Here is a 23113-nt window from a genome sequence, read left to right on the forward strand (position 1 = left end):
CTCGACTACAACACCCCAGCCCACGCACTGAACAGCCTCCTCACAGCCGCCTGATGCGTTGATTGCTTGACATTGACGACGCCTGACGCCGCATTCGGCGCAAATCATGACACCTCGAAGTACAACTCGGTGTGCAGTTTGCACCCGGGGTTGAACGCCGCGGCGCACGCGGGGCATGCGTCGGCCTCCAGGTAGTCGGCGATCGTCAGCGTCGTGGCGCAGACGCCGCACAGCACGGCGGGCTCGCCGCGCGCCGCGACCGGCCACTGCCGCGCAGGATGGTCCGCGGTCTCGGCGTGGCAGAGGTGGCACGGGTAGTACTCGCCGCAGCAGGCGAACCGGATGGCGATGACGTCGAGCGGGGTGCGGTAGTGGATGCAGCGGGTCTGGTCGTCGACGGTCGGGCCGAGCACGCGCGGCGCCGCCTCCCCGAGCGGGCTCATCGCACACCTCGTGCCGTGAGCGCGTCGCCGAGCTCGTCGGCGTGCTTGAACGCCAGCACCAGGAACGGCACCGCGAACGCGTGCAGTCCCGCCCGGGCGCCGCGGGCGCGCTGCGCGTCGCGCACGTCGCGGGCGAGGCCGGCGAGCACCGGAACCGTGCTCAGCGTGACGGTGAGCAGCAACGCCACCCGCGCCGGGTCGACGCGCAGCGCGGCCAGCGGTCGCAGCCCGCGCTCGAGGGCGTCGAGGAGGTCGCTTACCCGCGTCGTCAGCACCAGCAGGGCGGCGAGGACGATCGCCGAGGTCACCCGGGCCGTGTTGGCGACGGCCGGCTCCGGGCCCAGGAAGAGCAGCTGGCCGGCGATGGTGATCACGATCACCCAGCGTACGGCGAGCACCTGACGGCCGAGCTCGCGCATCCCGAGCAGGCCGTCGTGGAGGCCCGCAGCCGCATACGCGATCACGGGCACCACCGCCGCAACGCCCGCGCCGGCCCAGCTGGCGGGCAGCAGTGAGACGGCGAGCACGGTGACGATGACCAGCAGCAGCTTCGGGCCGGCGGGCATCCGGTGCAGCGGCCCGGTTCCCGGGCGGTAGAGGGTCAGCACGGAAGGCTCCCCTCGGCGAGCAGGCGCTCGTACGCGGCGACGACCTCCACCGGTTCGCCGACGGCCTCGATGGTGCCGCCCGCGAACAGCACCGCGATATCGCAGCGTGCCGCGAGCGACAGGTCGTGCGTGACGAGCACCAGGCGGTGGCCCGCGTCCTCGAGCAGATGGTCGGCGACGCGGCGGGCGTTGCGCGCGTCGAGGTAGGCGGTCGGCTCGTCCGCGACGACCAGTTGCGGGCGCCGCACGAAAGCCCCGCACAGAGCGAGGAGCTGCTTCTGGCCGCCCGAGAGGTCGTGGGAGGGCCGGTCGGCGAGCGCGGTGAGCCCGAAACGGTCGAGGGCCTCCGCGACTCGGAGGGCGGCCGCCTCCCGGCCGAGGCGTTCGGGGCGGAGGGAGAACGCGACGTCCTCCTGCACGGTCGGCATGATGATCTGCGCGTCCGGGTTGCTGAACACGACCGCGGTGCGGCGCCGCAGTTCGCCGGCCTGCCGCGCCGGATCGAACCCGAGGATGCTCAACCCGCCGAAGGAGGCGGGCACCAGGCCGCCCAGAACCCGCGCGAACGTGGACTTGCCCGACCCGTTCTCGCCGATCACCGCGACGGTGCGGGCGTCGAGGTCGAGGTCGACGTCGTGGAGGGCGTCCACCTCGCCGAGCCGGACCCCCACGCCCGTGAGCCGCAGCGCGCTCACAGTGCGGCCTCCCGACCGTCGAGGGGCACGTCGTTGTCGCTTCCGGGGCACGAAAGCGACAACGACGTGCCCTTCGGTGCTGAAGCCGGCGCGCTCATCGCACCACCTCGAACACCGCGGCCACGCCGAGGCCGCCGCCGACCGACGCCGCGGCCACGCCGAGCGTGCCGGCGGGCGCGCCGCCACGGACCAGTCGGCTGAACAGCCGGACGACCGCCACCGCGCCGCTCGCCCCCCACGGGTGGCCGAGCGCGAGCGCGCCGCCGTCCGCGCAGACCTGCGGGTCGTCGTCGGCCACGCCGATGCGGTGAAGAACCGCGATGCTCTGCGGCGCGAACGCCTCCACCAGCTCGATGGCCGCGAGATCGCCCACGTCGGCCCCGGCGGATGCCAGCGCCCGGAGGATCGCGGGCGCCGCACCGAGCCCCGGCAGCGCAGGATCGCCGCCCACGATCACACCTGACCGCACCGCGAGCCCCGGCGTCGAACCCCGAGGCGCGACGACGACCGCGGCCGCGCCGTCGCCGATGCGGGTAGCGGTGCCCGCCGTCAGCTCGCCGCCAGGGAACAGAGCAGGGAGCCGGGGGAGGACGCGCTCCGCGGCGCCCACCGCATCGTCGCGGTCGAGCCCGGTGAGTGGCACGAGTTCGTCGGCGAACCGTCCGGCCGCGTACGCTGCGCGGGCGCGCGCGTGGCTGCGTGCGGCGTGGGCGTCGAGCCGCGCACGCGCGAGGGCGTCGTGCGCGGCGAGCTCCTCGGCCGCCTGCACCATGTCCGGGTCGGGGAACCCGGCCGGCGCGAACGGCGCCCGATCGTAGGGGACACCGTCGACCGAGCGGACCGGGGCGGTGGAGGCGCTCTCCGCCCCGCCCGCGAGCCGTGCCCTCTCGTCGCCGGCGCGGATCGCCGCGGCCGCGTCGAGGATGGCGGCGAGCCCGCTGCCGCACTGGCGGTCCACGGTGCCGCCGGGGATCGCCGGGTCGAGCCCGGCGGCGAGGGCGGCCAGACGGGCCGGGTTGCCGCCGGGCCCCATGCAGTTGCCCAGCAGCACGTCGGCGATCTCGACCGGGCCTCCCGTCGCGGTCTCGGCGTCGTGCAGGGCCGCCTGCAGCACAGCGGCCGCGAGTTCATGCACGCGAACGGCTGCCAGGGCCCTGCCGCGCGTGCCGATGGGGGTGCGGCGGGCGGCGATGACGACGGGAACTTCAGTGCGCAAGGCGACGCACCTCCCCGTCGAGCACGCGGCGCACGGCCTCGGCGCGCGCCGGCTTGCCCGAGGAGGTGCGCGGCAGCGCTCCCAGATACCACCGTCGCGGCCGGTGCGCCGGCGCGAGCCGCTCCGCGGCGGCCTCACGCAGCGAGGCGAGCGAGAGGGCGGAGTCGGCCGGTTCGATCAGCGCCGCCACCAGCGCGCCGACGCGACCTGTCGGGAGGCCGAAGACCACCGCGTCGCGCACGCCGGGCACGCTGCGCAGCGCGGCCTCCACCTCGTCGGGCACGATCGTCGCCGACGCGCTGAGGATGGCGTCGTCCGCGCGCCCGAACAGCCGCAGCAGTTGCCCACTCGGGCCGGCGGCCACCGGGCCGAGCGCAGCACGGTCACCGACCGTCGCCCACGCCCCGTCGCGGCGCAAGGGACCGTCTGCGCCCGCATAGCCGGCGGCGACGAACGGCGAGCGGACCCACAGCTCACCGTCGACCACACGCAGCTCCACCCCGGGGAACGGCACCAGCCCGTCACCGTGGTCGACGGCGACGAACGACAGTTCCGCCGCGCCGTAGTACGCCGTCACCCGGATGCCCGTCTCCTGGGCGCGCGCACGCAGCGACGGATCGAGGTGCGAGCCGCCGACCAGCGCGGTCCGGAGCCTCTTCGCCGCACCGGAATCGAGCAGGCGACGGAGCCCTTCGGGCGTGCCGTGGAAGCCGTCGGCCGCGGCGGCGTCGCCGAGCAGGGGTCGCGGACCTCCATCGAGAGCATGGGCGAGCGAGAAGAGCGTCAGCGACGAGGAGGCCGGCGCGTGGAGGGCGACGGCGCTCGCGGATCCCAGCAGCTCGGCGACCGGCGCGAACGACGCCGCCCACGACGCGTGCGAGCGCAGCACGATGCGCGGCGTCCCGCTGCTTCCGGACGTGAGGGTCGCCCAGCCGATCCCGTCGAGTTCGGCGCGGGAGGCCGTCGCCACGGCCGCCCGCAGCTGCTCGGGCGGCCGGCGGGCGTCGAGCACGAGCGGCACGTCGCCGGCCGCGCGCGCCGATGCCAGCCGGTCGAGCAGCGCCGGGTCGTCGTCGTGCAGCGGGACGATCACCGTCACGCGACCGGCGCGCCGTCCCGGTCGCGCGCGGGCGCGGCCTCCGCGGCGGGCTTCGCCCTCCAGGTGCGCCGGAACGCCCGCGGGTAGGCGCGCACGAGTGTGACGACCACAGCGGTCGCGATCACCGCTTTCACCAGGTCGCCCGGCACGAAGACCAGGCTGGTGAGCGCGGTCTCGGCGAGCGGCAGCCGCGTGACGAGGCTCTGCACCGGGATGCCGACGGCGTAGACGACGAGGATTCCTCCCACGACGACGCCCGCGAAGGTGCGCCAGACGACCGGCTTGCGACCGCCCGCGTGGACGATCAGCCCGATGACGAGCGCGCCGACGATCCAGCCGAACAGGTAGCCCGCCGACGGCCCGACGAAGACGCCGATTCCGCCGCGGCCTCCGGCCAGCAGGGGCAGACCCGCCGCGACGAGGGCGAGCAGTACGGCCATCGAGAGCGCTCCGAGCCACGGGCCGAGCAGGGCGCCCGCGAGCATGACGCCGAGCGTCTGGGCGGTGATCGGCACAGCTCCGAACAGGGTGAAGCCCCCGGGGAGGCCGAGCACGGCGACGATCGCGGCGACGACGGCGACCCGGGCGAGGTCGGTGGCGTCGAGCGAGCGGATGCGGCGGGTGCGGGGGGAGTCGGTCATGGGCCAGTCCTTCGGGAGTGCGGGATCCTTCACCTGAACGGTGTTCACCTGAACAGCGTTCACTATAGTGGTGACGTGACGGGAAACGAAAGCGGCCGCAGGCACACGCGCGACGATGTGGCGGAGACCGCGCTGCGCATCCTCGACGACTACGGCCTGCCCGACCTCACCATGCGCCGCCTCGCCTCCGCGCTCGACGTGCAGCCGAGCGCGCTGTACTGGCACTTCCCCAACAAGCAGACGCTGCTCGCCGAGCTCGCCGACCGCATCGTCGCTCGCGCGGCCGGTGCCCCGGCGGCAGGCGACGGCGGCACGGCCTCCTGGGCCGAGCGCCTGCGCTCCGAGTCGGCCGCTCTTCGCGACGCCCTGCTCGCCTACCGCGACGGCGCGGAGGTCGTGGCCAGCACCTACGCGCTCGGTCTCGGTGACGCCGCCGCTCAGCGACGGCTGGCGGCCGCCGCGGCCTCCGGGGGCTTCGACGACGAGACGTCGAGCCGCGCGGCCACGGCACTCCTGCACTTCGTGCTCGGCCACGTGTCGCACGAGCAGCAGCGGATGCAGTTCGACAGCATCGGCGTGCTCGCGACGGGGGAGGCCGCCGACCCGCTGGACGAGTCGGACTCGGCGGAGGCCTTCGCGTTCGGCGTCGACCTCCTGGTCGGAGGGCTCGAACGCCTCGCCGAGCGCGCGGACCCTCCGGTCAGTCGCTCCCGAACGTGACCTTCCAGCCGCCGACGACGTTGGTGGCCAGGTTGAACAGGGCGGCGAAGATCGCGCCGAGCGCGGACACGACGATGACTTCCAGCAGCGACACCACCAGGGTGAAGGTCATGACGTTGGCGAACGTGAGGCCGGAGACGAGCGCCGCGCCCTGGGCGCCGGCGATGCTCTCGAGGAAGCTGCTCATCGAGCCCACCAGGCCGAGCTTGTCGAGCACCGACCAGAGCAGCAGCGTGAGCACGACGATGACCACGGCCAGCACGAGGCTGATCAGGAACGACATCTTCAGCGCGGACCAGAAGTCGATGTAGACCAGGCGCATCGACGCCCGCTTCTTCTGCTTCGTGCGTGGTGACATCGACGACCTCCCCGTGGTGCCATTCCTCGCCGCTCGCGCGGCTCCCCCTCGGGCGAGTCTAACCGACGACCACGCGCTGCTCCGGACCGGTGAGCGGCCTGTGAAACAAACCGATCGACCGGTTATGCATGTATTATGTCCCTGCGGGGGCGGTCGCCCGACCGGCGTACATGCTTCGGCAACTGGGGGGATGTCGGTCGGGCGGTTCCCCGGTGTTCGCAGTCCGCCCGGCGATTCACCGCACACTCACTCCATGATGAGATCGGGCAGCTCCCGCAGGGCGTCGAGACGACCCTCCGCTGCGATGCCCGGCAGGAGCACCGCCCACATCTCCCGCACGCGCTGCAGCAGGTCCGCGCGCCCGGTCAGGGTCGCCGACACCAGCTGCACGCCGGTGAACGCGGGCGAGATGAAGTGGGCGAGCACCGCCGGGTCCACGCTCTCGGCGACATCGCCTTCCGCGATCGCCCGACGGGTCAGCGCCTCGATCGCCGAGAACCAGTCCTGGTACGGTTCGACCACCGGGTGGTCCGTCGAGGCGACATCGGTGGTCAGCCGGATGCCAGCCTGCACGACGGTATCCTCCAGCAGCTGATGCGCGAGGCTCCGGCTCAGCAGGATCAACGTCTCGAGGGCGGGTCGCCCCTCGGCGAGGATCGCCTCGGATGCGGCCATGGTGCGGCGATGCTGCTCGGCGATCACCGCGAAGGCGAGCTCGTCCTTGGAGGCGAAGTGGAAGTACAGCGCGCCCTTCGTGAGCCCGGCCGCGGCCGCGATGTCGGCGATGGATGCCAGTCCGTAGCCGCGTGCGCCGAAGATCTCGGCGGCGCCGCGGAGGATGGCGTCGCGAGTGACGAGCGCGCGAGGTTGGCTGACCATGTCGGGAATCACAGTAATGCCGCGCACCTATGGGTGTGATGTACGGATCCGCGGCAGAACGGATCCTGACGCGCTCGCGTCGGGCGAGTAGCGTGATCGGTATCGCCGCCAGACCGACCGCCGTCGCCGTTCCGACCGAGGAGGACGCCGCATGACAACCGTCGCCGACACCATCGTCCAGATCATCCGGGAGGCCGGCGTCGAGCGTGTCTACGGCATCCCCGGCGACTCGCTCAACGGCTTCACCGACGCGCTGCGACGCTCCGACGGCATCACCTGGGAGCACGTGCGGCACGAGGAGGCCGCCGCCTTCGCCGCCGCGGCGGAGGCCGCGCTCACGGGCGAACTGGCCGTCTGCGCCGGCAGCTGCGGCCCGGGCAACCTCCACCTGATCAACGGGCTGTTCGACGCCAACCGCAGTCGGGTGCCCGTGCTCGCGATCGCCGCGCAGATCCCCGGCCCCGAGATCGGCAGCACGTACTTCCAGGAGACGCACCCGCAGGACCTGTTCCGCGAAGCGTCCGTCTACACCGAACTGGTCAGCTACCCCGAGCAGCTCCCGCGGGTGCTCGAGATCGCGATGCGCACGGCGATCGAGCGGCGCGGTGTCGCCGTGGTGGTCATCCCGGGCGAGGTCTTCCTCAAGGACAGCGTCGGCCGCCGGCCGTCCGCGCCGATCACCTACAGCCCGCGCGTGACCCGGCCGACGGGGGCCGAGCTCAGCACCGCTGCGGACATCCTGAACGGGGCCAAGCGGGTCACCATCCTGGCCGGCGCCGGCGTGGAGGGCGCGCACCCGCAGCTCATCGACATCGCGGCCGCCCTGCGCGCACCCGTCGTGCACGCCATGCGCGGCAAGGAGTTCGTCGAGTACGACAACCCCTACGACGTCGGGATGACGGGCCTCCTCGGCTTCTCGTCGGGCTACCGCGCGATGGAGGCCTGCGACGCCCTGCTGATGCTCGGCACCGACTTCCCCTATCAGCAGTTCTACCCGTCCAAGGCGAAGATCATCCAGGTCGACATCCGCGGCGAGAACCTCGGCCGGCGCACGCCGATCGACCTCGGCCTGGTGGGCAGCGTGAAAGACACGGTGGAGGCGCTGCTGCCGCTCCTGAAGGACCGGAACGACACCAAGCACCTCGAGTCCTCGCGCTCGCACTACCTGAAGGCGCGCAAGAGCCTCGACGACCTGGCCGTCAACGATCGCAACCGCACGCCGATCCACCCGCAGTACGTCGCCCGCCTGATCAGCGAGCTCTCCAGCGAGGACGCCGTCTTCATCCCGGACGTGGGATCGCCGGTGGTCTGGGCGGCGCGCTACCTGCGCATGAACGGCTCTCGACGGCTGATCGGCTCGTTCAACCACGGCAGCATGGCGAACGCGCTGTCGCAGGCGGTGGGTGCGCAAGCGGCGTTCCCCGGGCGACAGGTGGTCGCCCTCGCGGGCGACGGCGGTTTGGCGATGCTGTTCGGTGAGCTGCTCACGCTCGTGCAGAACAAGCTGCCGGTGAAGATCGTGGTCTTCAACAACTCCTCCCTCAACTTCGTGGAGGTCGAGATGAAGGCCGCGGGGTTCGTCAACTTCGGCACGGGGCTCGAGAACCCCGACTTCGCGCGCGTCGCCCAGGCGATCGGCATCCACGGCCAGCGGGTGGAGAAGCCCGACGAGCTCGAGAGCGCGCTGCGCACGGCGTTCGCTCACGACGGTCCGGCGCTGGTCGATGTGGTGACCGCGCGTCAGGAGCTCAGCATCCCGCCGGCGATCACCGCCGAGCAGGTCAAGGGCTTCACGCTGTATGCACTGCGCACGATCATGTCCGGCCGCGGCGACGAGCTCATCGACCTCGCCGACACCAACGTGTTCCGCCGCCTCTTCGACTGAGGCGCGCCGGCGTCAGTTGATGCAGACCTTGGAGTCGTAGTTCGTGCCGACACCGGTGGGCGTGGGTGACGGCGCCGGGGCGGTGGAGGGGGCGCCGCCTCCGGAGGTCGCGGCGCCCGGAGCGGCGGGCATCAGCCCGTCGTCGCCGAGCACGACCGTGACGCCGGTGACGCTGCCGGTCTCCTGCACGGCGGCGCCCGGGAGCAGGGCGGCGACAGCCTTGGCCTGGGACTCCTGACCCTTCGGGTACTGGATCGTCGTCGTCGCCGTGGTGTCGGCGTCGCCCGGGTTCCCGGTCTTGAAGCCGGCCGCCGAGAAGGTCTGCGTCGCTGTGCCTGCGGCGCCGTTCTGGCTGCCGCCGTTGAGCACCGTCACGGTGGTGTCCGCAGGCTTGGCCGCCGTGGCGCTGTCATACGCCGACGGGACGCCCTCGAGGCTCTGCACGAACGCGGGCATCGCCGCGGTGTCCACCTGCACGATCGACAGGTCCTCGCCGTCCACGCTGATCGTGGGCGTGCCCGAGATCGGTATGGTCGCCGACTTGATCTTGCCGCCGGTGAGCCCCTGCAGCTGTCCGGCCAGCTGCAGGAAGTTGAGGCCGGGGTCGGTCTCGAGCGAGCCGCTCACGGCATCCAGCGTGGCGGTCAGCTTGCCCGGATTGAGCAGGGTGCCTGCCGACAGGAACTTGTGCGCCTCCACCGAGAGGAAGTACTGCTGGCGCACCACGCGGTCGAGGTCGCCGTGGGGGAGGCCGTGGCGCTGGCGCACGAACGACAGCGCCTGCTTCGCGTCGAGCGTGGAGACGCCGGCCGGGAAGTCCGCCCCGGAGTAGGGATCGTTCACCGCGTTGTTGAGGCACACCTGCACCGGCCCGAGCGCCTGGGCGATCGTGTAGAAGCCGAGCAGCGAGACGCGCACGTAGTGGTCGATCGTCAGCCCGGTGAGGTCCTGCACCGTCTGGATGAGCAGCTTGGCGCCGCTGGTCGGGTTGCTGCCGCCGCCACCGAGCGAGAACGCCGAGTTCAGCTTGTTCATGCCGTGGCCCGGCACGTTCACCCACGAGTCGCGGGGGAGTGAGATGAGCGTCGCCGACTTCCCGTTGGCCGGGATGTGCAGGATCATCATCGTGTCCGTGTTGGTGCCGCCGCCGTCCTCGGTGGTGCTCAGCTGGTCGAGTTGCGCCTGGGTGGCGTTGTCGGGCCGGTGGTCGTCGCCGACCAGCAGGATGTTCTGCGTCGTGCCGTCGCCGTGGCCCGAGATGACGTCGACGTGGCTCACGCCGCCGACGAAGCGGAAGTAGCTGTACGCCGCGTAGCCGCCGACGACCACGAGCAATACGGCGAGTGCGCCGGCGGTCCAGGCGATGATGCGCTTGGCGCGGCGGTGCTTGCGTGGGCCTTTGCCGCCGCGTCCACCGCTTCCGCGGCCTCCGCCGCCGCGACCTCCACTGCCACGGCCGCCCTCGCCGCCCGCGCCGTCGTCGCCGAATCCGCCGTCGCCCGGAGCCGGGGCCGGTGAGCCGGAGATGCCGAACAGGTCGAAGGCAGGGTCGTTCTGCGGCGCACCGGCCGCACCCGAGCCGGCTGCTGCGCCCGCTCCGGCCGCCGTGGCCCCGCGACCAGACGGCACGCCGGAGGCCGGCCGCGTCGCCCGCACCGGCCGGCGCGGGTCGGCTGCGGGCGCGCGCCCGTAGACCTCCGTCGGCGGCTCTGGTCGGTCGCGGCCGGCGGCGGAGTCGTCTCCTGCGGGGAAGTTCGGGCGTCGCACACGAGAACGCTAGAGTGCACGGCCTGCGAACCGGCTGGTTTCCGGCGGTGTTGCCGGGAATGGCCAGGCGATCCGTGACGCTTTCCCAGCGAGCTCTCGGCTACGGGATCGGCGCGGCTGCGAGAACCTTCACAGATCGGTCGGCGCGGTCAGGTCCGGCTGCCCGGGCTGCTCGTCCATCGCGGCGGTCATCCTTTGCGAGATGGCCAGCAGCTCCTCCTGCTGGTCGTCGCTGAGCGCGTCGAAGAGGATGCGCCGGATGGTCGCGGTGTGCTTCGGGAGGGCGCGGACGACCAGGCGCCGGCCGTCGCCGCTGAGGCGGATCCAGGTGGCCCTGCGGTCCTCCGCGCAGTCCTCGCGTTCGACGAGGCCGCGCGCCGCCATGCGGGTGACCTGGTGCGAGACCCGGCTCTTCTCCCAGCCCGTGAGCGCGACCAGATCGCGCACGCGCAGCCTCCGCCCCGGCGAGCGGACGAGGGCCATGAGCACCTCCAACTCGGAGATCGAGATGCCGTCGTCGCGCTGCAGCTGGGCGTCCAGCGCGCGGTCGAATCCTCGCCTCATCAGGTAGAACGAGTGGAAGAGCTCCTCTTCGGCCGCGCTGAGCTTGCGCGGGTCGGGTCGGGTGCGCAGGGACGGCATACGTCATCCTTGCACGGGGCCGACGTCAGTGGGCCAGCTGCTCCAGGAACACGACGACGACTCCCAGCAGCACGATCCCGCCGAGCACGATCAGCTGCTTCCACCACGAGAGCCCGGTGCGCGAGACGGCGATCCGGGCGATCACGGCGAGCGACGCGATGAGGGCCGAGATCGCGACGATCACCGCCGTGCGCGCCTGCATCACGCCGAAGTAGGCCAGCACCAGCACGATCACCGGCACGGCGATGACGCCCAGGGCGCGGGAGGCCACCGCCAGCATGTGCCGGAACTCGCGCGCCGACGGGAGCGTGTCGTGCACGATCATGTGCGACACCAGGTCGGAGGCGAGCCCCGCGAGCAGCACGCCGACAACCGAAATGATGAGAGTCCACAGCACCGTCGGGGAGTCGAGGTGCTCGCCGTGCGCATTGAGCGCCATCAGGATCGCCAGCGCGGTGAAGGTCACGTAGATGCGCTCCCGCAGTCGGTCGCCGGCCTCCTGCCGCTCCTGCGGGGTGGCATCGGCGGGCAGGTGCGCGTCGTCGGGCTGCCGGTCATGCGGATGCTGCGACATGTCCGCGAGCCTAGCGGGAATAGGAGCGCCGGGCCCCCGGTTCGCGATAGGTGACACGTCATCAACTCTGAAAGGCTGACATGACCAGGATCGCCATCATCATCGGCAGCACCCGCCCGGGCCGCAACGGAGAGTCCGTCGCCCGCTGGGTGCTCGAGCACGCCGAGAAGCGCGCCGGCGTCGAGTACGAGCTCGTCGACCTCGCCGAGTGGAACCTCCCGCACCTCGACGAGCCGATGCCCGCCGCGATGGGGCAGTACGCCAACGACCACACCAAGGCATGGGCGGCCAAGATCGCCGAGTTCGACGGCTACCTGTTTGTCACTCCCGAGTACAACCACAGCACCTCCGGCGCTCTCAAGAACGCGATCGATTTCGTGGGTTCCGAGTGGTACAACAAGGCCGCCGGCTTCGTCAGCTACGGCGTCTTCGGCGGCGCCCGCGCGGTGGAGCACCTGCGTCTGGTGCTCTCGCAGCTGCAGGTCGCGACCGTCAGCGCGTTCGTCGGGCTCAGCCTCCAGCACGACTTCGAGAACTGGTCGCTCAAGCCGACCGCGGCTCAGGAGGCCGGGCTCACCCCGCTCTTCGACCAGCTCGAGTCGTGGTCGGCCGCGCTCGCGTCCGTGCGCGAGGCCGCTGCGGAGTCGGCAGCGGAGGAGGACGCCGCCGCGTAACACCCGGCTTCTCACCCGAGGGGCACGTTGTTGTCACTTTCGCGCCGCGAAAGCGACAACGACGTGCCCTTCGCGCGGCGAGGGGCGAGGGGCGAGGGGCGCCCAGCGGGCGCCGCTCACGTCTGGCAGACGGGGCAGAAGTAGGTCACACGCTCTTCGAGCTCGGTGCGCCCGAGCTCCGACCGGCGGATGAGGGTTCCGCAACGGAGGCACGGCCGGCCCTCGCGTCCGTAGACCCAGGTGTTGCGGCCGCGTCGGGTGTCGCCGGTCGTGACGCGCACGGTGCGGTCGCGGTTGGCCACCAGCATGCGGCGCGCGAGGTCCACGGCGGCAGGCACGTCCCCCTCGCCGACCGGCCGCGTCGGAAGCATCCCGCGTACGAAGCAGATCTCGTTGGCGTAGACGTTGCCGACTCCGGCGAGGTTGCGCTGGTCGAGCAGCGCGACGGCGATCGGGGTCTCGGGATGCGCCTCCATCCGCCGGACGGCCTCCGCCGTATCCCAGTCCGGGCCGAGGAGGTCCGGCCCGAGATAGCCGACGACCGACTGCTCCTGCGACCGCGGGACCACTTCCAGCACGCCGAGCAGGAACCCGACAGCCTGGTTCTGCGCCGTGCGCAGCACTGCTCGCGCCTGGAAGGCCGGATGCCGCCAGCGGCCACCCGGCGGGTAGACCTCCCACGAGCCCTCCATCTTCAGATGGCTGTGGATGCTGTGGTCTCCCACCCGGATCAGGAGGTGCTTGCCGCGGCTGACGACCTCGTCGACGCGCTGCCCGCTGAGATCCACCGTCGCGTACGCGGGAACCCGGAAGTCGGTCTGCGTGAGCACGCGCCCCTCCAGTGCCCGCCGCAGGCGCGCGGCGGTCTGGTAGACGGTGTCGCCTTCGGGCATCCGCCATCACCCGCGCAGTCGAAGGCCGCGCGGGGTCGCCAAGAACCCCGCTTCACCGAGGGCCGACCCGAGCGGCGAGCCCAGCACGGCGGCGCCGTTGACGGTCTCGATGGCGAGCTTGTCGACCCGGCGGGAGGTCACGAGCCCGGCCAGAGCGCGAGAGGCCGCGAGCAGCGCAGGCCGCCCGGCCTCGTCGTCCTGGTCGACGAAGCACAGCAGGCTCTTGCCTCCGCGCTCCACATACAGCGTCAGCTCGCCGTCGACGAGGGCGACCAGCGCCCCCGCCTTGCGGCCGGGGCGATGTCCGGTGCCGCCTTCCACGCCCCCCGGTGTCGACGGCACGGACGGCCAGGGCAGCGCCGCTCCGTACGCGTTCGCCGGATCGGTCGCCGCGATCGCGAGCGCCTCGAACGGCCGGGGCTGCGTGTGATCGCGCGCGAACGTCCGGAGGCGGTCCACCGTCGGGCCGCTGGCGAACTGTGCGGCGCCGAGCGTCTCGACGAAGTATCCGCGACGCGCCCTCCCCGTGTCTTCGAAGCCGCTGAGCACCTTGTAGGCGAGCGCGAAGCCGCCCGGCGTGCCCTCGTTCATCACCGAGCCGCGGGTCACGACGCCGTAGCGGTCGAGCAGCGTCTCGGCCTGTCCGTGCGTGCGCACGGTGGAATCGAGGTCGCGCTCGGGGAGGAGCGACCAGCGACCGGCGACGGTCGGCGGGCCCATCCGGGTCACCATCGCCGACTGCCGTGCCGCGCCGACGCGTCCGCGGTACATCCGCGACCGGGTCGGCTGCCGCGGCCGCTTGTGCGCGCCGCCGCCCGCTCCGGTGACGGTTCGCAGCGGCGCCAGCGTGTCGTTGGTGACGAGCCCCGACCAGACCAGGTCCCACAGCGCTGTCACGAGTTCCGCGTCGTCGATCGCCTCCCCGCGCTCAGCGCCGAGCGCGTCGGACAGCTGCCGGAAGAAGTAACCGCCGCCGCGGGCCAATGCGGCCAGGATGCCGCGCTGCAGCTCGTCGGGCTCGCGGTCGGCCGGCGGCGCGAGCGTGAGCGGCGCGGAGTCGGCCAGGTGGAGACTGATCCAGCCGTCGTTGCCCGGCAGGGCGCCGTCTCCCGACCAGATCACCTCCCCGGTGGCGGTGAGCTCGTCGAGCATCGCCGGGCTGTAGTCGGCGACGCGGCCGGGCAGCACGAGCGACTCCCAGGCGGAGGCCGGGATGCGTGCGCCGGCGAGCTGCTCGACGACCGACGCGACCGCGTCCACGCCGCGCAGCGTCGAGCCCAGGTGCTGCCAGTCGCCCAGGAACCGGGCGAACGTGGCCGTCTCGACCGGCTCGACCTCCTGGCGCAACGCCGCGAGCGACATCCGGCGCAGCCGGCGCAGCACCTCGGCGTCGCACCACTCCGACCCGTGCGCGTGCGGCCGGAACTCGCCCTCCGCGACCCGGCCGTCGTACGAGAGGCGGCGCAGGGCGTCCTGAACGATGGCGGGTCCGAGCCCGAACGCGGAGGCGAGCTCGCCGATCTCGAACGGCCCGTGCGTGCGGGCGAAGCGGCTCACCAGATCGCCGAGCGGGTCGTCGACCGGCTCGATGAACGCGACCGGCACTCCGATCGGCAGCGGAACCCCGAGGGCGTCGCGGAGGCGGCTCGCGTCTTCGATGGCCGCGTAGCGCTCGGCGCCGGCGTAGCTGACCGCGAGCGCACGCTTGGCGTCGACCAGGGCGGTGAGATGAGCGGCCGCGGCCTCCCGGGTGGCGTGCGGGGGTGCGGCGTCGTCGGTCTCGGAGGTCGCGGTCTCGGAGGTCGCGTCGGTCCCGTCCGTCGCGTCGGTCTCCGGCGCCTCCGCTGCGCCCTGCAACCGCTGCGCGACCTCCTCGACCGTCAGGGGGCCGAGCAGCCGCAGGAGGTCGGCCACGCCCTCCTCGCCGCGCACCCGCCGGTCAGGGTCGAGTCGCTGCAGCTGCAGCTCCACCCGCTCGATGACCGCGGGGTCGAGCAGCTCGCGGAGCTCGGCGCGGCCCAGCAGCTCGGCGAGGAGTCCGGCGTCGAGCGACAGCGCGGCCGCCCGGCGTTCGGCGAGCGGGCTGTCGCCCTCGTACATGAAGGCGGCGACGTAGCCGAACAGCAGCGAGCGGGCGAAGGGCGACGCCGTCTCGGTCGCGGCCTCCGCGATCGCGATGCGGCGCTGGGCGATGCTCTGCGCCACCTCGTCGAGCGCGGGGAGGTCGTAGACGTCTTGCAGGCACTCGCGCACCGTCTCGAGAATGATCGGGAAACTCGGGTACTTGCGGGCGACGTCGAGCAGTTGCGACGCCTTCTGCCGCTGCTGCCACAGCGGCGACCGCTTGCCCGGGTTGTACTTGGGCAGCAGCAGGGCGCGGGCGGCGCACTCGCGGAACCGTGAAGCGAAGAGCGAGGAGCCGCCGACCTCCAGCGTCACCAGCTCGTCGAGCTCGGCCGGCTCGAAGATGAACAGCTCGCCGCCGGGAGGCACGGATTCCGTATCGGGAATACGCACGATGATCCCGTCGTCGGCCGCCATCGCGCCGGCGTCGACGCCGAAGCGCTCGCGTACGCGCGCCTGCACGGCCAGCGCCCACGGCGAGTGCACCTGCATGCCGAACGGGGAATGCAGCACCACGCGCCAGTCGCCGAGTTCGTCGCGGAACCGCTCGACGACGAGCGTGCGGTCGGTCGGGACGTGACCGGTGGCCTCCTTCTGCTCGCGCAGGAACGCCAGCAGGTTGGCCGTCGCGAAGGCGTCGAGCCCGGCCTCCACGCAGCGCAGCTCGGCGTCGGCGGGGGAGGCCGTGCTCAGCTCGCGGATGAACGCGCCCACGGCCGCGCCCAGCTCGGCGGGCCTCCCGAGGCCGTCGCCCTTCCAGAACGGCAGCCGACCCGGCTCACCGAACGCCGGGGTCACCAGTACGCGGTCGTGCGTGATCTCCTGGATGCGCCAGCTGGTCGAGCCGAGCGCGAACACGTCGCCGACGCGCGATTCGTAGACCATCTCCTCGTCGAGCTCGCCGACCCGGCTCGCGCGCTCGCCGACCATGAAGACGCCGAACATCCCGCGGTCGGGGATGGTGCCACCGCTCGTCACCGCGAGCCGCTGCGCGCCGGGGCGTCCGGTGAGGGTGCCGGCGTCGCGATCCCAGACGATGCGCGGGCGCAGCTCGGCGAACTCGTCGGACGGGTAGCGGCCGGCCAGGAGGTCGAGGGTGGCGTCGTACGCGCTGCGAGGCAGCGTCGCGAACGGGGCGCTGCGTCGCACGGTGTCGAACCAGTCGTCGGCGTCGAGCGACTCCAGCGCGGTCGCGGCGACCGTCTGCTGGGCGAGGATGTCGAGCGGGTTGGTGGGCACCTTCAGGGTCTCGATGAGGCCGCCGACCATCCGTTCGGTCGCCACCGCCGAGTGGATCAGGTCGGCGCGGTGCTTGGGGAAGACCACGCCGCGCGAGACCTCGCCCACCTGGTGGCCGGCGCGGCCGACGCGCTGCAGTCCGCTCGCGACCGACGGCGGGGCCTCCACCTGCACCACGAGGTCGACGGCGCCCATGTCGATGCCGAGCTCGAGGCTGGAGGTCGCCACGACGCAGCGCAGCCTCCCGGACTTCAGGTCGTCTTCGATGAGTGCCCGCTGCTCCTTGCTGACCGACCCGTGGTGCGCGCGGGCGAGCACGAGCGACTCGGGGTCGGCGACGGCGGCGGACCCCTTGGTCTGACCGGAGCCGCCCATCAGCTCGGCGGGCGGCCGCGGGGGAGCCGCGGTGGCGGGGGCGACAGCGCCGGCGGTCGCGTCGCCGCCCAGCACGCGCTCCTCGTAGATCTCGTTGAGCCGCGCCGTGAGCCGCTCGGCGAGCCGTCGCGAGTTGGCGAAGACGATGGAGGAGCGGTGCTCGAGCACGCGGTCGACGATCGCCTCCTCCACGTGCGGCCAGATCGAGCCGGCCTGCGGGGCCGAGCCGTCGTCGTTGCCGCTCGCGAACGTCGAGGTGCCGAGCTCGCTCATGTCTTCGACCGGCACGACGACCCGGAGGTCGAAGCGCTTGCCCGCGGGCGGGGCCACGACCTCCACCGGCGCGCGGCCGCCGAGGAAGCGCGCGACCTCCTCCGCCGGCCGCACCGTCGCAGAGAGCCCGATGCGCTGCGCGGGCTTCGGCAGCAGCGCGTCCAGGCGCTCCAGCGAGAGGGCGAGGTGCGCACCGCGCTTGGTGGCGGCGACGGCGTGAACCTCGTCGACGATGACCGTCTCGACCGTCGCGAGGGTCTCGCGGGCCTGGGAGGTGAGCATGAGGAACAGCGACTCGGGGGTCGTGATCAGGATGTCCGGCGGCGAGGCGACGAGCGCCCGGCGGTCGGCCGAGGTGGTGTCGCCCGAGCGCACGCCGACGCTGACGTGGGGAGGCTCGCTGCCGAGCCTCCGCGCCGTCTGGGTGACGCCGACCAGCGGCGCCCGGAGGTTGCGCTCGACGTCGACGCCGAGCGCCTTGAGCGGAGAGATGTAGAGCACTCGGGTGCCCGGCCGGTCGTCCGGCTTCGGCTCGCGGCTCGCCAAGCGGTCGATCGCCCAGAGGAACGAGGCGAGAGTCTTGCCCGAGCCGGTCGGGGCGATCACGAGGGCATGGCGCCCGTGCGAGATGGCCTCCCACGCTCCCGCCTGCGCGTCGGTGGGCGCGGCAAAGGCCCCGCGGAACCATTCACGGGTCGCGGGGGAGAACCGGTCGAGCACGTCGCTCATCGACTCCATCCTGCTCCCGGCCACCGACACGGACCAGTGGTGCGGCGCTGCCTCCTCGCCGCCCGTCGCCGCCGGGTCAGCCGCGGCGTGGGAGGTTCGCGCGGATGAACGACGAGATGTCGCCGAGCTCGAGCGGCGAGATGCCGTGCCCGAGGCCCTCGTAGATCCGGGCGTCGAGCCTGCTGTGCCCGGGCAGCCACTCCTCCGCGCGCGCGATGGAGGCGGCCGGGATGGTGTCGTCGTGCGTCCCGCGACCCCAGAACACCGGAGGCCGGCGCTCGGCGAGCGTCGCGTCCCCGTCCGCCGCGCCCTGCACGACGAAGCCCGACAGCATCACGGCGAAGTCGAACCGCTCCGGGGCCAGCCGCATCAGCTGCAGCGCGAGCGCGCCGCCCTGGGAGAAGCCCAGGATGCCGGTCGGCACGTGCGGCTGCTCGTCGATCCAGTCGAGGACCGCGCGGGCGGCCGCGTTGGCGTTCGCCGCGAGCGGGTCGCCCGAGACGTTCGTGAAGCGCGAGAACCACGCGAAGCCGGGACCTTCGGGGATGGGTGCTCGCAGCGACGCGATCACCGGCTCCAGGGGCAGGTAGGCCGAGATGCCGAAGAGGTCGGCCTCGTCCGACGCGTAGCCGTGCAGCAGGATCAGCCGGGGTCGGCCGACCCGGTCGGCCTCGCCTGCCGACCACAGCACGGCGTCGTGGTCGAGGTGGAGCTCGGGGGCGGGAAACGGCATGATCCATTGTGCGCACTACCCGACCGTCCTCCACAGCCCCCAGATCGCGGTGCAGTCCACAGATCCGTCTGTCTGCGTGGACGAGCGGCGCGGCATCCGTAGGATCGGTGCATGAGCGTGCGCACCCCCGACCCGGACCCGACTCCCGACCCGCTCGACGGCTCGGGGGCCCGGCCCGGTCCCGCCTGGCTGAGCGACATCGAGCTGGAGCAGATCCGGCGACGGCTCCCGCTGCTGTACGTGGAGGCCGTCCCTGTGCGGGTCGACGGCCTCGGCCAGGTGACGGAGGTCGGCGTGCTGCTGCGGGCGAACGCCGTCGGCGAGATCACGCGCACGCTCGTCTCCGGCCGTGTCATGTACGGCGAGACGCTGCGGGAGGCGCTGTTCCGGCACCTCGAGAAAGACCTCGGGCCGATGGCGTTCCCGCTGCTGCCGGCCAGCCCCGTCCCGTTCCAGGTGGCCGAGTACTTCCCGTTGCCCGGGGTGTCCGCGTTCACCGATGAGCGCCAGCACGCCGTCTCGCTCGCCTACGTCGTGCCCGTCACCGGCACCTGCGAGCCCCGGCAGGACGCCCTCGAAATCACCTGGATGACGCCCGACGAGGCGGTGTCGCCGACGGTGTGCGAAGAACTGGAGGGCGGCCGCGGCGCGCTCGTCAAGGCCGCGATGGCGTCGGTGGGGCGTCTGGCCTGAGTCGGCCTCCGGTGCGGTTTCACTTTTCTCTTGTGCTTTCTAGCTAATGGTATTAGCTTATTGGCTATGAATACTTCCATCGCTTCGCAGGTCCGGTACTTGCAGCGCCCCGAGGGACGCATCAGCTACACCGTCGAGGGCACCGGCCCTCTCGTGGTCGCCGTCCCCGGGATGGGCGATCTCCGTTCGACCTACCGCGAGCTCGTCGACCCGTTGCTGGAGGCCGGCTACCGCGTCGCGGTCACCGACCTGCGGGCCCACGGCGACTCCGACACGACCTTCCGCGAGTTCGGCGACATCGCCACCGGCCGCGACCTCCTCGCCCTGATCGACGAGTTGGCTGGCGACCGACCCGGTGGCCGCGCCGTCGTGCTCGGCAACTCCATGGGCGCCGCCGCCGCGGCGTGGGCGGCCGCCGAACGCCCCGACGCCGTCGCCGGCCTCGTGCTGTTCGGCCCGCTGCTGCGCGACCCGGCGATGAGCCGCTTCGCGGTGGCATCCATCCACGGGATGTACCGCGTGCTGTTCACGGGGCCGTGGGGCGCGTCCGTCTGGGCCGGCTATTACCGCTCCATCAACAAGGGCCGCACCGCCCCGTGGCTGAAGGAGCACGCCGCCGACCTCAAGCGCAACATGAAGGAGCCCGGCCGGCTGCGGTCGTTCCGGCGCCTCACACTCGCCCTGACCCATTCGGTCGTCGAGCCGCGGCTGCCCGAGGTGCAGGCGCCGATGCTCGCCTTCGTCGGCGCGCTCGACCCCGACTACAAGGACCCGGCGGCCGAGGCGGACTGGATCGAGACCCTCGGCGCCCAGGTCGTGCGCGTCCCCGAATCCGGCCACTACCCGCAGGCCCAGCGGCCCGACATCATCGTGCCGGCGACGCTGACCTTCCTCCGCGACCTCCAGGCCGCCGCCGGTGGCGACTGGACGGTGACTGGTGCTGAGGGGGTGGCGCTGGCGCGCACCGGGCGTGAGTCGCGTGCCTAGGGCCGGGCTGACCCGCACCGCCGTCGCAGCGGTGGCGCTCGACGTCGTCGACGACGGGGGCGTCACCGGGCTCGACCGGCTGACGCTCGCCGCCGTCGCCTCCCGCGCCGGTGTCGCGGTTCCGAGCCTGTACAAGCACGTCGCCTCCCTCGACGACCTGCGCCGCCTCGTCGCCACCGACTGCGTGGCCGAGCTGACACGCGTGCTGGCGCAGGCGACGATCGGCCGCTCCGGGCCGGAGGCGATCCACTCGGCGGCAGACGCCGTCCGGGCGTACGCCCACCGGCACCCGGGCCGCTACGCCGCGACGCAGGTCGCCCCCGAGCTCGGCTCGGCCGCCGACGCCGAGCTCGCCGCGCGCGCTGAGGAGACGATCGCCGTGCTGGCCGCCGCACTCCGCGGGTTCGGCCTGCCCGACGACGCCACCGTGGACGCCATCCGGATGCTCCGCAGCGCCCTCCACGGCTTCGTCACCCTGGAACTCGGCGGCGGCTTCGGCCTCCCCGACGACCTCGACCGCAGCTTCCGTCTGCTCATCGACGGTATTGCCGCCGGCATCTCCGCGCTCGCCGGGTCCCGAGCGGCTGCAGCCGCGATGGCTGCGGCCAACGGAGGATCCGCGGCCGTTCCCGGGCCCGGCCTCCTCCGTTAGCTGCCGTTCCCGGGCGTGTCGCACCGCGAATCCTCCGTTACCGACTGCGCGGGTGCGCTGTCGGTAGCGGAGGAGATCGGTCGCGACTCTCCGACCGGCGGCAGCTTCCGGAGGATGCGCGATCGGCCGGCGCGCGGCGATCCTCCGTCGGCGTCGGGAGGCGTCCCTCTCATCCGGAGGATGGACCCTCCCGAGCCGCCGGTCTCCGGAGTCATCGTCCGCCGCGCGGCGGGTCGACGCCGACCTCCGGAGTCATCGACGCGAAGGCGCAACGAGATGACGACTCCGGAGACCTCGCCGTGTCGACGGCGCGCCGTTGTGCTGGTCCGGACATTTCGGGCCGATGGGCCGTCGATCTCCGGAGTTGTCGATCCGGGCGGCGTCAGCCGCGGGCGCGGCGGGTGCCGCGGCCTCGGCTGGTGCTTCCGCCTACGAGGTCGCCGACGCGCATCCCGGTGCGCGGAGCGCCGCCGTTGCCGTGGTTGCCACTGCCGTGGTTGCTGCTGCGGCCGGCCCCGCCGTTGCCGGCGTTGCCTCCGTTGCGTCCAGCGCCGCCGGCGCGCTCGCCGGTGGTCGTGCGAGCATCGGACTGCGCCGGACCCCTGCCGCGCCCGCGCCGACGCGACGAGCCGTCGCCGCGCGTGTCGTCGCGGCCCATATTGTCACGACCGCCGGCGTTCCGGCCCGCGTTGTCGCGGCCACTCGCGTCGCGACCGCCGCCATTGCGGCCCGCCTCGTCACGACCGCCGCCGCTCCGGCCGCCACCGTTGCGGCCTGCACCGCTGCGACCGGCGTTCCCGCGGCCACCGGCGTCACGAGCGTCACCGTTCGAACCGCGCCCGGCCCCACGGCCGCCGCGGCCTCCACGACCGCCGCCGCCCGAGCCGGGGCCGGAACCGCTGTTCCCGCCGCTCTTGGGCTCGGCCACCGGCGCCACGCGCGGCGCGCGCTCACCGACGAGCGAGGTCACGGCGGGCGATTCCGCGGTGACGCGCTGCGGGCTCGCGGTGATGGCGGCCGCGCGCAGCAGCGAGCGCACGTCGCCCGCCTGGTCGGGCAGCATCACCGTCGCGACGTCGCCGGCGCTGCCGGCGCGGGCGGTGCGGCCCGAGCGGTGGAGGTAGGCCTTGTGCTCCGCGGGCGGGTCCACGTGGACCACGAGCTCCACCTCGTCGACGTGCACGCCACGTGCCGCGACGTCGGTCGCGACCAGCACGCGCACGTCGCCGGAGCCGAAGGCGGCGAGGTTGCGGTCGCGGGCGCCCTGGCTGAGGTTGCCGTGGAGGTCGACCGCCGGGATCCCGGCCGAGGTCAGCTGCTTGGCGAGGCGCTTGGCCTGGTGCTTGGTGCGCATGAACAGGATGCGGCGGCCGCGTCCGGAGGCGAGCGCGTGGATGAGGTCCTTCTTGGCGTCCTGGTCCGCGACCTCGAACACGTGGTGGGTCATGGCCTCCACGTGGCTCGTCGCGTCGTCGACCGAGTGCAGCACCTCGTTCGTGAGGAACTTCGACACCAGCTTGTCGACGCCGTTGTCCAGCGTGGCCGAGAAGAGCAGACGCTGGCCGCGTGACGGTGTGGCGTTCAGGATGCGCGTGACCGTCGGCAGGAAGCCGAGGTCGGCCATGTGGTCGGCCTCGTCGAGCACGGTCAGCTCGACGCGGTCGAGGTGCACGATGCCCTGCTTCATGAGGTCTTCGAGGCGGCCGGGGCAGGCGACGATGATGTCGACGCCGGCCTGCAGCGCGGTCACCTGACGGCTTTGTGCGACGCCGCCGAAGATGGTCGTGGTCGTCAGGCCCAGCGCGTTCGCGAGCGGCTTGAGCGTCGCGTCGATCTGGGTGGCGAGCTCGCGGGTCGGGGCGAGCACGAGGCCGCGGGGCCGGCGGTATCCGCGCTGCGGGCGGCCTCCCGAAGCGGGAGCACCAGCGGCGAGCCGAGCCGCCAGCGGCAGCGAGAACGCGATGGTCTTGCCCGAGCCGGTCTTGCCGCGCCCGAGCACGTCGCGCCCTGCGAGGGTGTCGGGGAGGGTGTCGGCCTGGATGGGGAACGGCTCCGTCTTGCCGTCCGCCGCGAGGACGGCGACGAGGGGGGCGGGCACGCCGAGCTCGGCGAAGGTCTGGTTGGTCACAAGTGCCTTTCTGGCAGGGCTCGGCCCTGCGGGCGGTTCGGGCGGTCGTCGCAAGAACAGGACGTCTTCGCCGGAAAGAAGAGTGG

21 protein-coding genes are annotated in these 23113 nt (G+C 72.8%); 6 read left to right on the plus strand and 15 right to left on the minus strand.

Features of this window, described 5'->3' with window-relative positions:
- Positions 1-104: 104 nt before the first annotated feature.
- From AC0HS0_RS00005 to AC0HS0_RS00030, 6 genes are all read right to left on the minus strand, one after another.
- Entirely contained in the window at positions 105-443 is a 339-nt protein-coding gene (locus tag AC0HS0_RS00005; protein WP_472960777.1) for a CHY zinc finger protein, read from the minus strand.
- Positions 440-1051: an energy-coupling factor transporter transmembrane component T family protein gene (locus tag AC0HS0_RS00010; RefSeq protein ID WP_472960779.1), complete on the minus strand. Its 612-nt coding sequence runs from the start codon at positions 1049-1051 to the stop codon at positions 440-442. The genes AC0HS0_RS00005 and AC0HS0_RS00010 overlap by 4 nt, the downstream gene beginning before the upstream one ends.
- Complete coding sequence (locus AC0HS0_RS00015; protein ID WP_472960780.1) at positions 1045-1746, minus strand: energy-coupling factor ABC transporter ATP-binding protein; 702 nt, start codon at positions 1744-1746, stop codon at positions 1045-1047. Before AC0HS0_RS00015 ends, AC0HS0_RS00010 begins: the two co-directional genes overlap by 7 nt.
- Positions 1747-1840: 94 nt before the next feature.
- Positions 1841-2962: an acetyl-CoA C-acyltransferase gene (locus AC0HS0_RS00020; protein WP_472960781.1), complete on the minus strand. Its 1122-nt coding sequence runs from the start codon at positions 2960-2962 to the stop codon at positions 1841-1843.
- Positions 2952-4061: a class I adenylate-forming enzyme family protein gene (locus AC0HS0_RS00025; protein ID WP_472960783.1), complete on the minus strand. Its 1110-nt coding sequence runs from the start codon at positions 4059-4061 to the stop codon at positions 2952-2954. The genes AC0HS0_RS00020 and AC0HS0_RS00025 overlap by 11 nt, the downstream gene beginning before the upstream one ends.
- Positions 4058-4702 carry a biotin transporter BioY gene (locus tag AC0HS0_RS00030; RefSeq protein WP_472960785.1) on the minus strand — a complete coding sequence of 215 codons (645 nt, stop codon included), beginning with the start codon at positions 4700-4702 and terminating at the stop codon, positions 4058-4060. Before AC0HS0_RS00030 ends, AC0HS0_RS00025 begins: the two co-directional genes overlap by 4 nt.
- A 75-nt stretch (positions 4703-4777) precedes the next feature.
- Here AC0HS0_RS00030 and AC0HS0_RS00035 point away from each other — a divergent pair, with 75 nt between their 5' ends.
- A complete protein-coding gene (locus AC0HS0_RS00035; protein WP_472960786.1) occupies positions 4778-5422 on the plus strand; it encodes a TetR/AcrR family transcriptional regulator C-terminal domain-containing protein in 645 nt (214 codons plus the stop codon).
- Here AC0HS0_RS00035 and AC0HS0_RS00040 read toward each other — a convergent pair.
- Positions 5403-5780, minus strand: coding sequence for a DUF3566 domain-containing protein (locus tag AC0HS0_RS00040; protein WP_472960788.1), 378 nt, complete (start codon positions 5778-5780; stop codon positions 5403-5405). The genes AC0HS0_RS00035 and AC0HS0_RS00040 overlap by 20 nt on opposite strands.
- Positions 5781-6026: 246 nt before the next feature.
- Positions 6027-6659, minus strand: coding sequence for a ScbR family autoregulator-binding transcription factor (locus AC0HS0_RS00045; RefSeq protein ID WP_472960789.1), 633 nt, complete (start codon positions 6657-6659; stop codon positions 6027-6029).
- Between the two features lie 151 nt (positions 6660-6810).
- Between AC0HS0_RS00045 and poxB the strand changes: the two genes are divergently transcribed.
- A complete protein-coding gene (gene poxB / locus AC0HS0_RS00050) occupies positions 6811-8544 on the plus strand; it encodes a ubiquinone-dependent pyruvate dehydrogenase (RefSeq protein WP_472960790.1) in 1734 nt (577 codons plus the stop codon).
- 12 nt (positions 8545-8556) lie between these two features.
- Here poxB and AC0HS0_RS00055 read toward each other — a convergent pair whose 3' ends face one another.
- The 3 genes from AC0HS0_RS00055 to AC0HS0_RS00065 form a co-directional block, all read right to left on the minus strand.
- Positions 8557-10311 carry an LCP family protein gene (locus AC0HS0_RS00055; RefSeq protein WP_472960791.1) on the minus strand — a complete coding sequence of 585 codons (1755 nt, stop codon included), beginning with the start codon at positions 10309-10311 and terminating at the stop codon, positions 8557-8559.
- A gap of 129 nt (positions 10312-10440) precedes the next feature.
- Positions 10441-10953 (minus strand): MarR family winged helix-turn-helix transcriptional regulator, encoded by a 513-nt coding sequence (locus AC0HS0_RS00060; RefSeq protein WP_472960792.1) that lies wholly within the window; start codon positions 10951-10953, stop codon positions 10441-10443.
- Positions 10954-10978: 25 nt separating this feature from the next.
- Complete coding sequence (locus AC0HS0_RS00065; RefSeq protein WP_472960793.1) at positions 10979-11527, minus strand: hypothetical protein; 549 nt, start codon at positions 11525-11527, stop codon at positions 10979-10981.
- Positions 11528-11607: 80 nt separating this feature from the next.
- Here AC0HS0_RS00065 and AC0HS0_RS00070 point away from each other — a divergent pair, with 80 nt between their 5' ends.
- Positions 11608-12201 carry an NADPH-dependent FMN reductase gene (locus AC0HS0_RS00070; protein ID WP_472960794.1) on the plus strand — a complete coding sequence of 198 codons (594 nt, stop codon included), beginning with the start codon at positions 11608-11610 and terminating at the stop codon, positions 12199-12201.
- A gap of 116 nt (positions 12202-12317) precedes the next feature.
- Here AC0HS0_RS00070 and AC0HS0_RS00075 read toward each other — a convergent pair whose 3' ends face one another.
- The 3 genes from AC0HS0_RS00075 to AC0HS0_RS00085 form a co-directional block, all read right to left on the minus strand.
- Positions 12318-13094 carry a DNA-formamidopyrimidine glycosylase family protein gene (locus AC0HS0_RS00075; protein ID WP_472960795.1) on the minus strand — a complete coding sequence of 259 codons (777 nt, stop codon included), beginning with the start codon at positions 13092-13094 and terminating at the stop codon, positions 12318-12320.
- A gap of 6 nt (positions 13095-13100) precedes the next feature.
- Complete coding sequence (locus AC0HS0_RS00080) at positions 13101-17834, minus strand: Lhr family ATP-dependent helicase (protein WP_472960796.1); 4734 nt, start codon at positions 17832-17834, stop codon at positions 13101-13103.
- 76 nt (positions 17835-17910) lie between these two features.
- Positions 17911-18567 (minus strand): alpha/beta hydrolase, encoded by a 657-nt coding sequence (locus tag AC0HS0_RS00085; RefSeq protein ID WP_472960797.1) that lies wholly within the window; start codon positions 18565-18567, stop codon positions 17911-17913.
- A 111-nt stretch (positions 18568-18678) separates the two neighbouring features.
- Between AC0HS0_RS00085 and AC0HS0_RS00090 the strand changes: the two genes are divergently transcribed.
- The 3 genes from AC0HS0_RS00090 (at position 18679) to AC0HS0_RS00100 (ending at position 20899) form a co-directional block, all read left to right on the plus strand.
- Positions 18679-19260, plus strand: coding sequence for an NUDIX hydrolase family protein (locus AC0HS0_RS00090; protein ID WP_472960799.1), 582 nt, complete (start codon positions 18679-18681; stop codon positions 19258-19260).
- Between the two features lie 66 nt (positions 19261-19326).
- A complete protein-coding gene (locus tag AC0HS0_RS00095; protein WP_472960801.1) occupies positions 19327-20247 on the plus strand; it encodes an alpha/beta fold hydrolase in 921 nt (306 codons plus the stop codon).
- Complete coding sequence (locus AC0HS0_RS00100; RefSeq protein ID WP_472960802.1) at positions 20240-20899, plus strand: TetR/AcrR family transcriptional regulator; 660 nt, start codon at positions 20240-20242, stop codon at positions 20897-20899. Before AC0HS0_RS00095 ends, AC0HS0_RS00100 begins: the two co-directional genes overlap by 8 nt.
- 382 nt (positions 20900-21281) lie before the next feature.
- Here AC0HS0_RS00100 and AC0HS0_RS00105 read toward each other — a convergent pair whose 3' ends face one another.
- Positions 21282-23027, minus strand: coding sequence for a DEAD/DEAH box helicase (locus AC0HS0_RS00105; RefSeq protein WP_472960803.1), 1746 nt, complete (start codon positions 23025-23027; stop codon positions 21282-21284).
- Between the last annotated feature and the right edge of the window lie 86 nt (positions 23028-23113).

The organism is Leifsonia sp. PARNA 1/14 (assembly GCF_055720965.1).

What these genes read in the sequence shown, in the direction of transcription:
- AC0HS0_RS00005 (WP_472960777.1), bottom strand. Translation starts at nt 443, where the DNA reads ATGAGCCCGCTCGGGGAGGCGGCGCCGCGCGTGCTCGGCCCGACCGTC.
- AC0HS0_RS00030 (WP_472960785.1), bottom strand. Translation starts at nt 4,702, where the DNA reads ATGACCGACTCCCCCCGCACCCGCCGCATCCGCTCGCTCGACGCCACC.
- AC0HS0_RS00040 (WP_472960788.1), bottom strand. Translation starts at nt 5,780, where the DNA reads ATGTCACCACGCACGAAGCAGAAGAAGCGGGCGTCGATGCGCCTGGTC.
- AC0HS0_RS00045 (WP_472960789.1), bottom strand. Translation starts at nt 6,659, where the DNA reads ATGGTCAGCCAACCTCGCGCGCTCGTCACTCGCGACGCCATCCTCCGC.
- poxB (WP_472960790.1), top strand. Translation starts at nt 6,811, where the DNA reads ATGACAACCGTCGCCGACACCATCGTCCAGATCATCCGGGAGGCCGGC.
- AC0HS0_RS00060 (WP_472960792.1), bottom strand. Translation starts at nt 10,953, where the DNA reads ATGCCGTCCCTGCGCACCCGACCCGACCCGCGCAAGCTCAGCGCGGCC.
- AC0HS0_RS00065 (WP_472960793.1), bottom strand. Translation starts at nt 11,527, where the DNA reads ATGTCGCAGCATCCGCATGACCGGCAGCCCGACGACGCGCACCTGCCC.
- AC0HS0_RS00070 (WP_472960794.1), top strand. Translation starts at nt 11,608, where the DNA reads ATGACCAGGATCGCCATCATCATCGGCAGCACCCGCCCGGGCCGCAAC.
- AC0HS0_RS00075 (WP_472960795.1), bottom strand. Translation starts at nt 13,094, where the DNA reads ATGCCCGAAGGCGACACCGTCTACCAGACCGCCGCGCGCCTGCGGCGG.
- AC0HS0_RS00080 (WP_472960796.1), bottom strand. Translation starts at nt 17,834, where the DNA reads ATGAGCGACGTGCTCGACCGGTTCTCCCCCGCGACCCGTGAATGGTTC.
- AC0HS0_RS00085 (WP_472960797.1), bottom strand. Translation starts at nt 18,567, where the DNA reads ATGCCGTTTCCCGCCCCCGAGCTCCACCTCGACCACGACGCCGTGCTG.
- AC0HS0_RS00090 (WP_472960799.1), top strand. Translation starts at nt 18,679, where the DNA reads ATGAGCGTGCGCACCCCCGACCCGGACCCGACTCCCGACCCGCTCGAC.
- AC0HS0_RS00095 (WP_472960801.1), top strand. Translation starts at nt 19,327, where the DNA reads ATGAATACTTCCATCGCTTCGCAGGTCCGGTACTTGCAGCGCCCCGAG.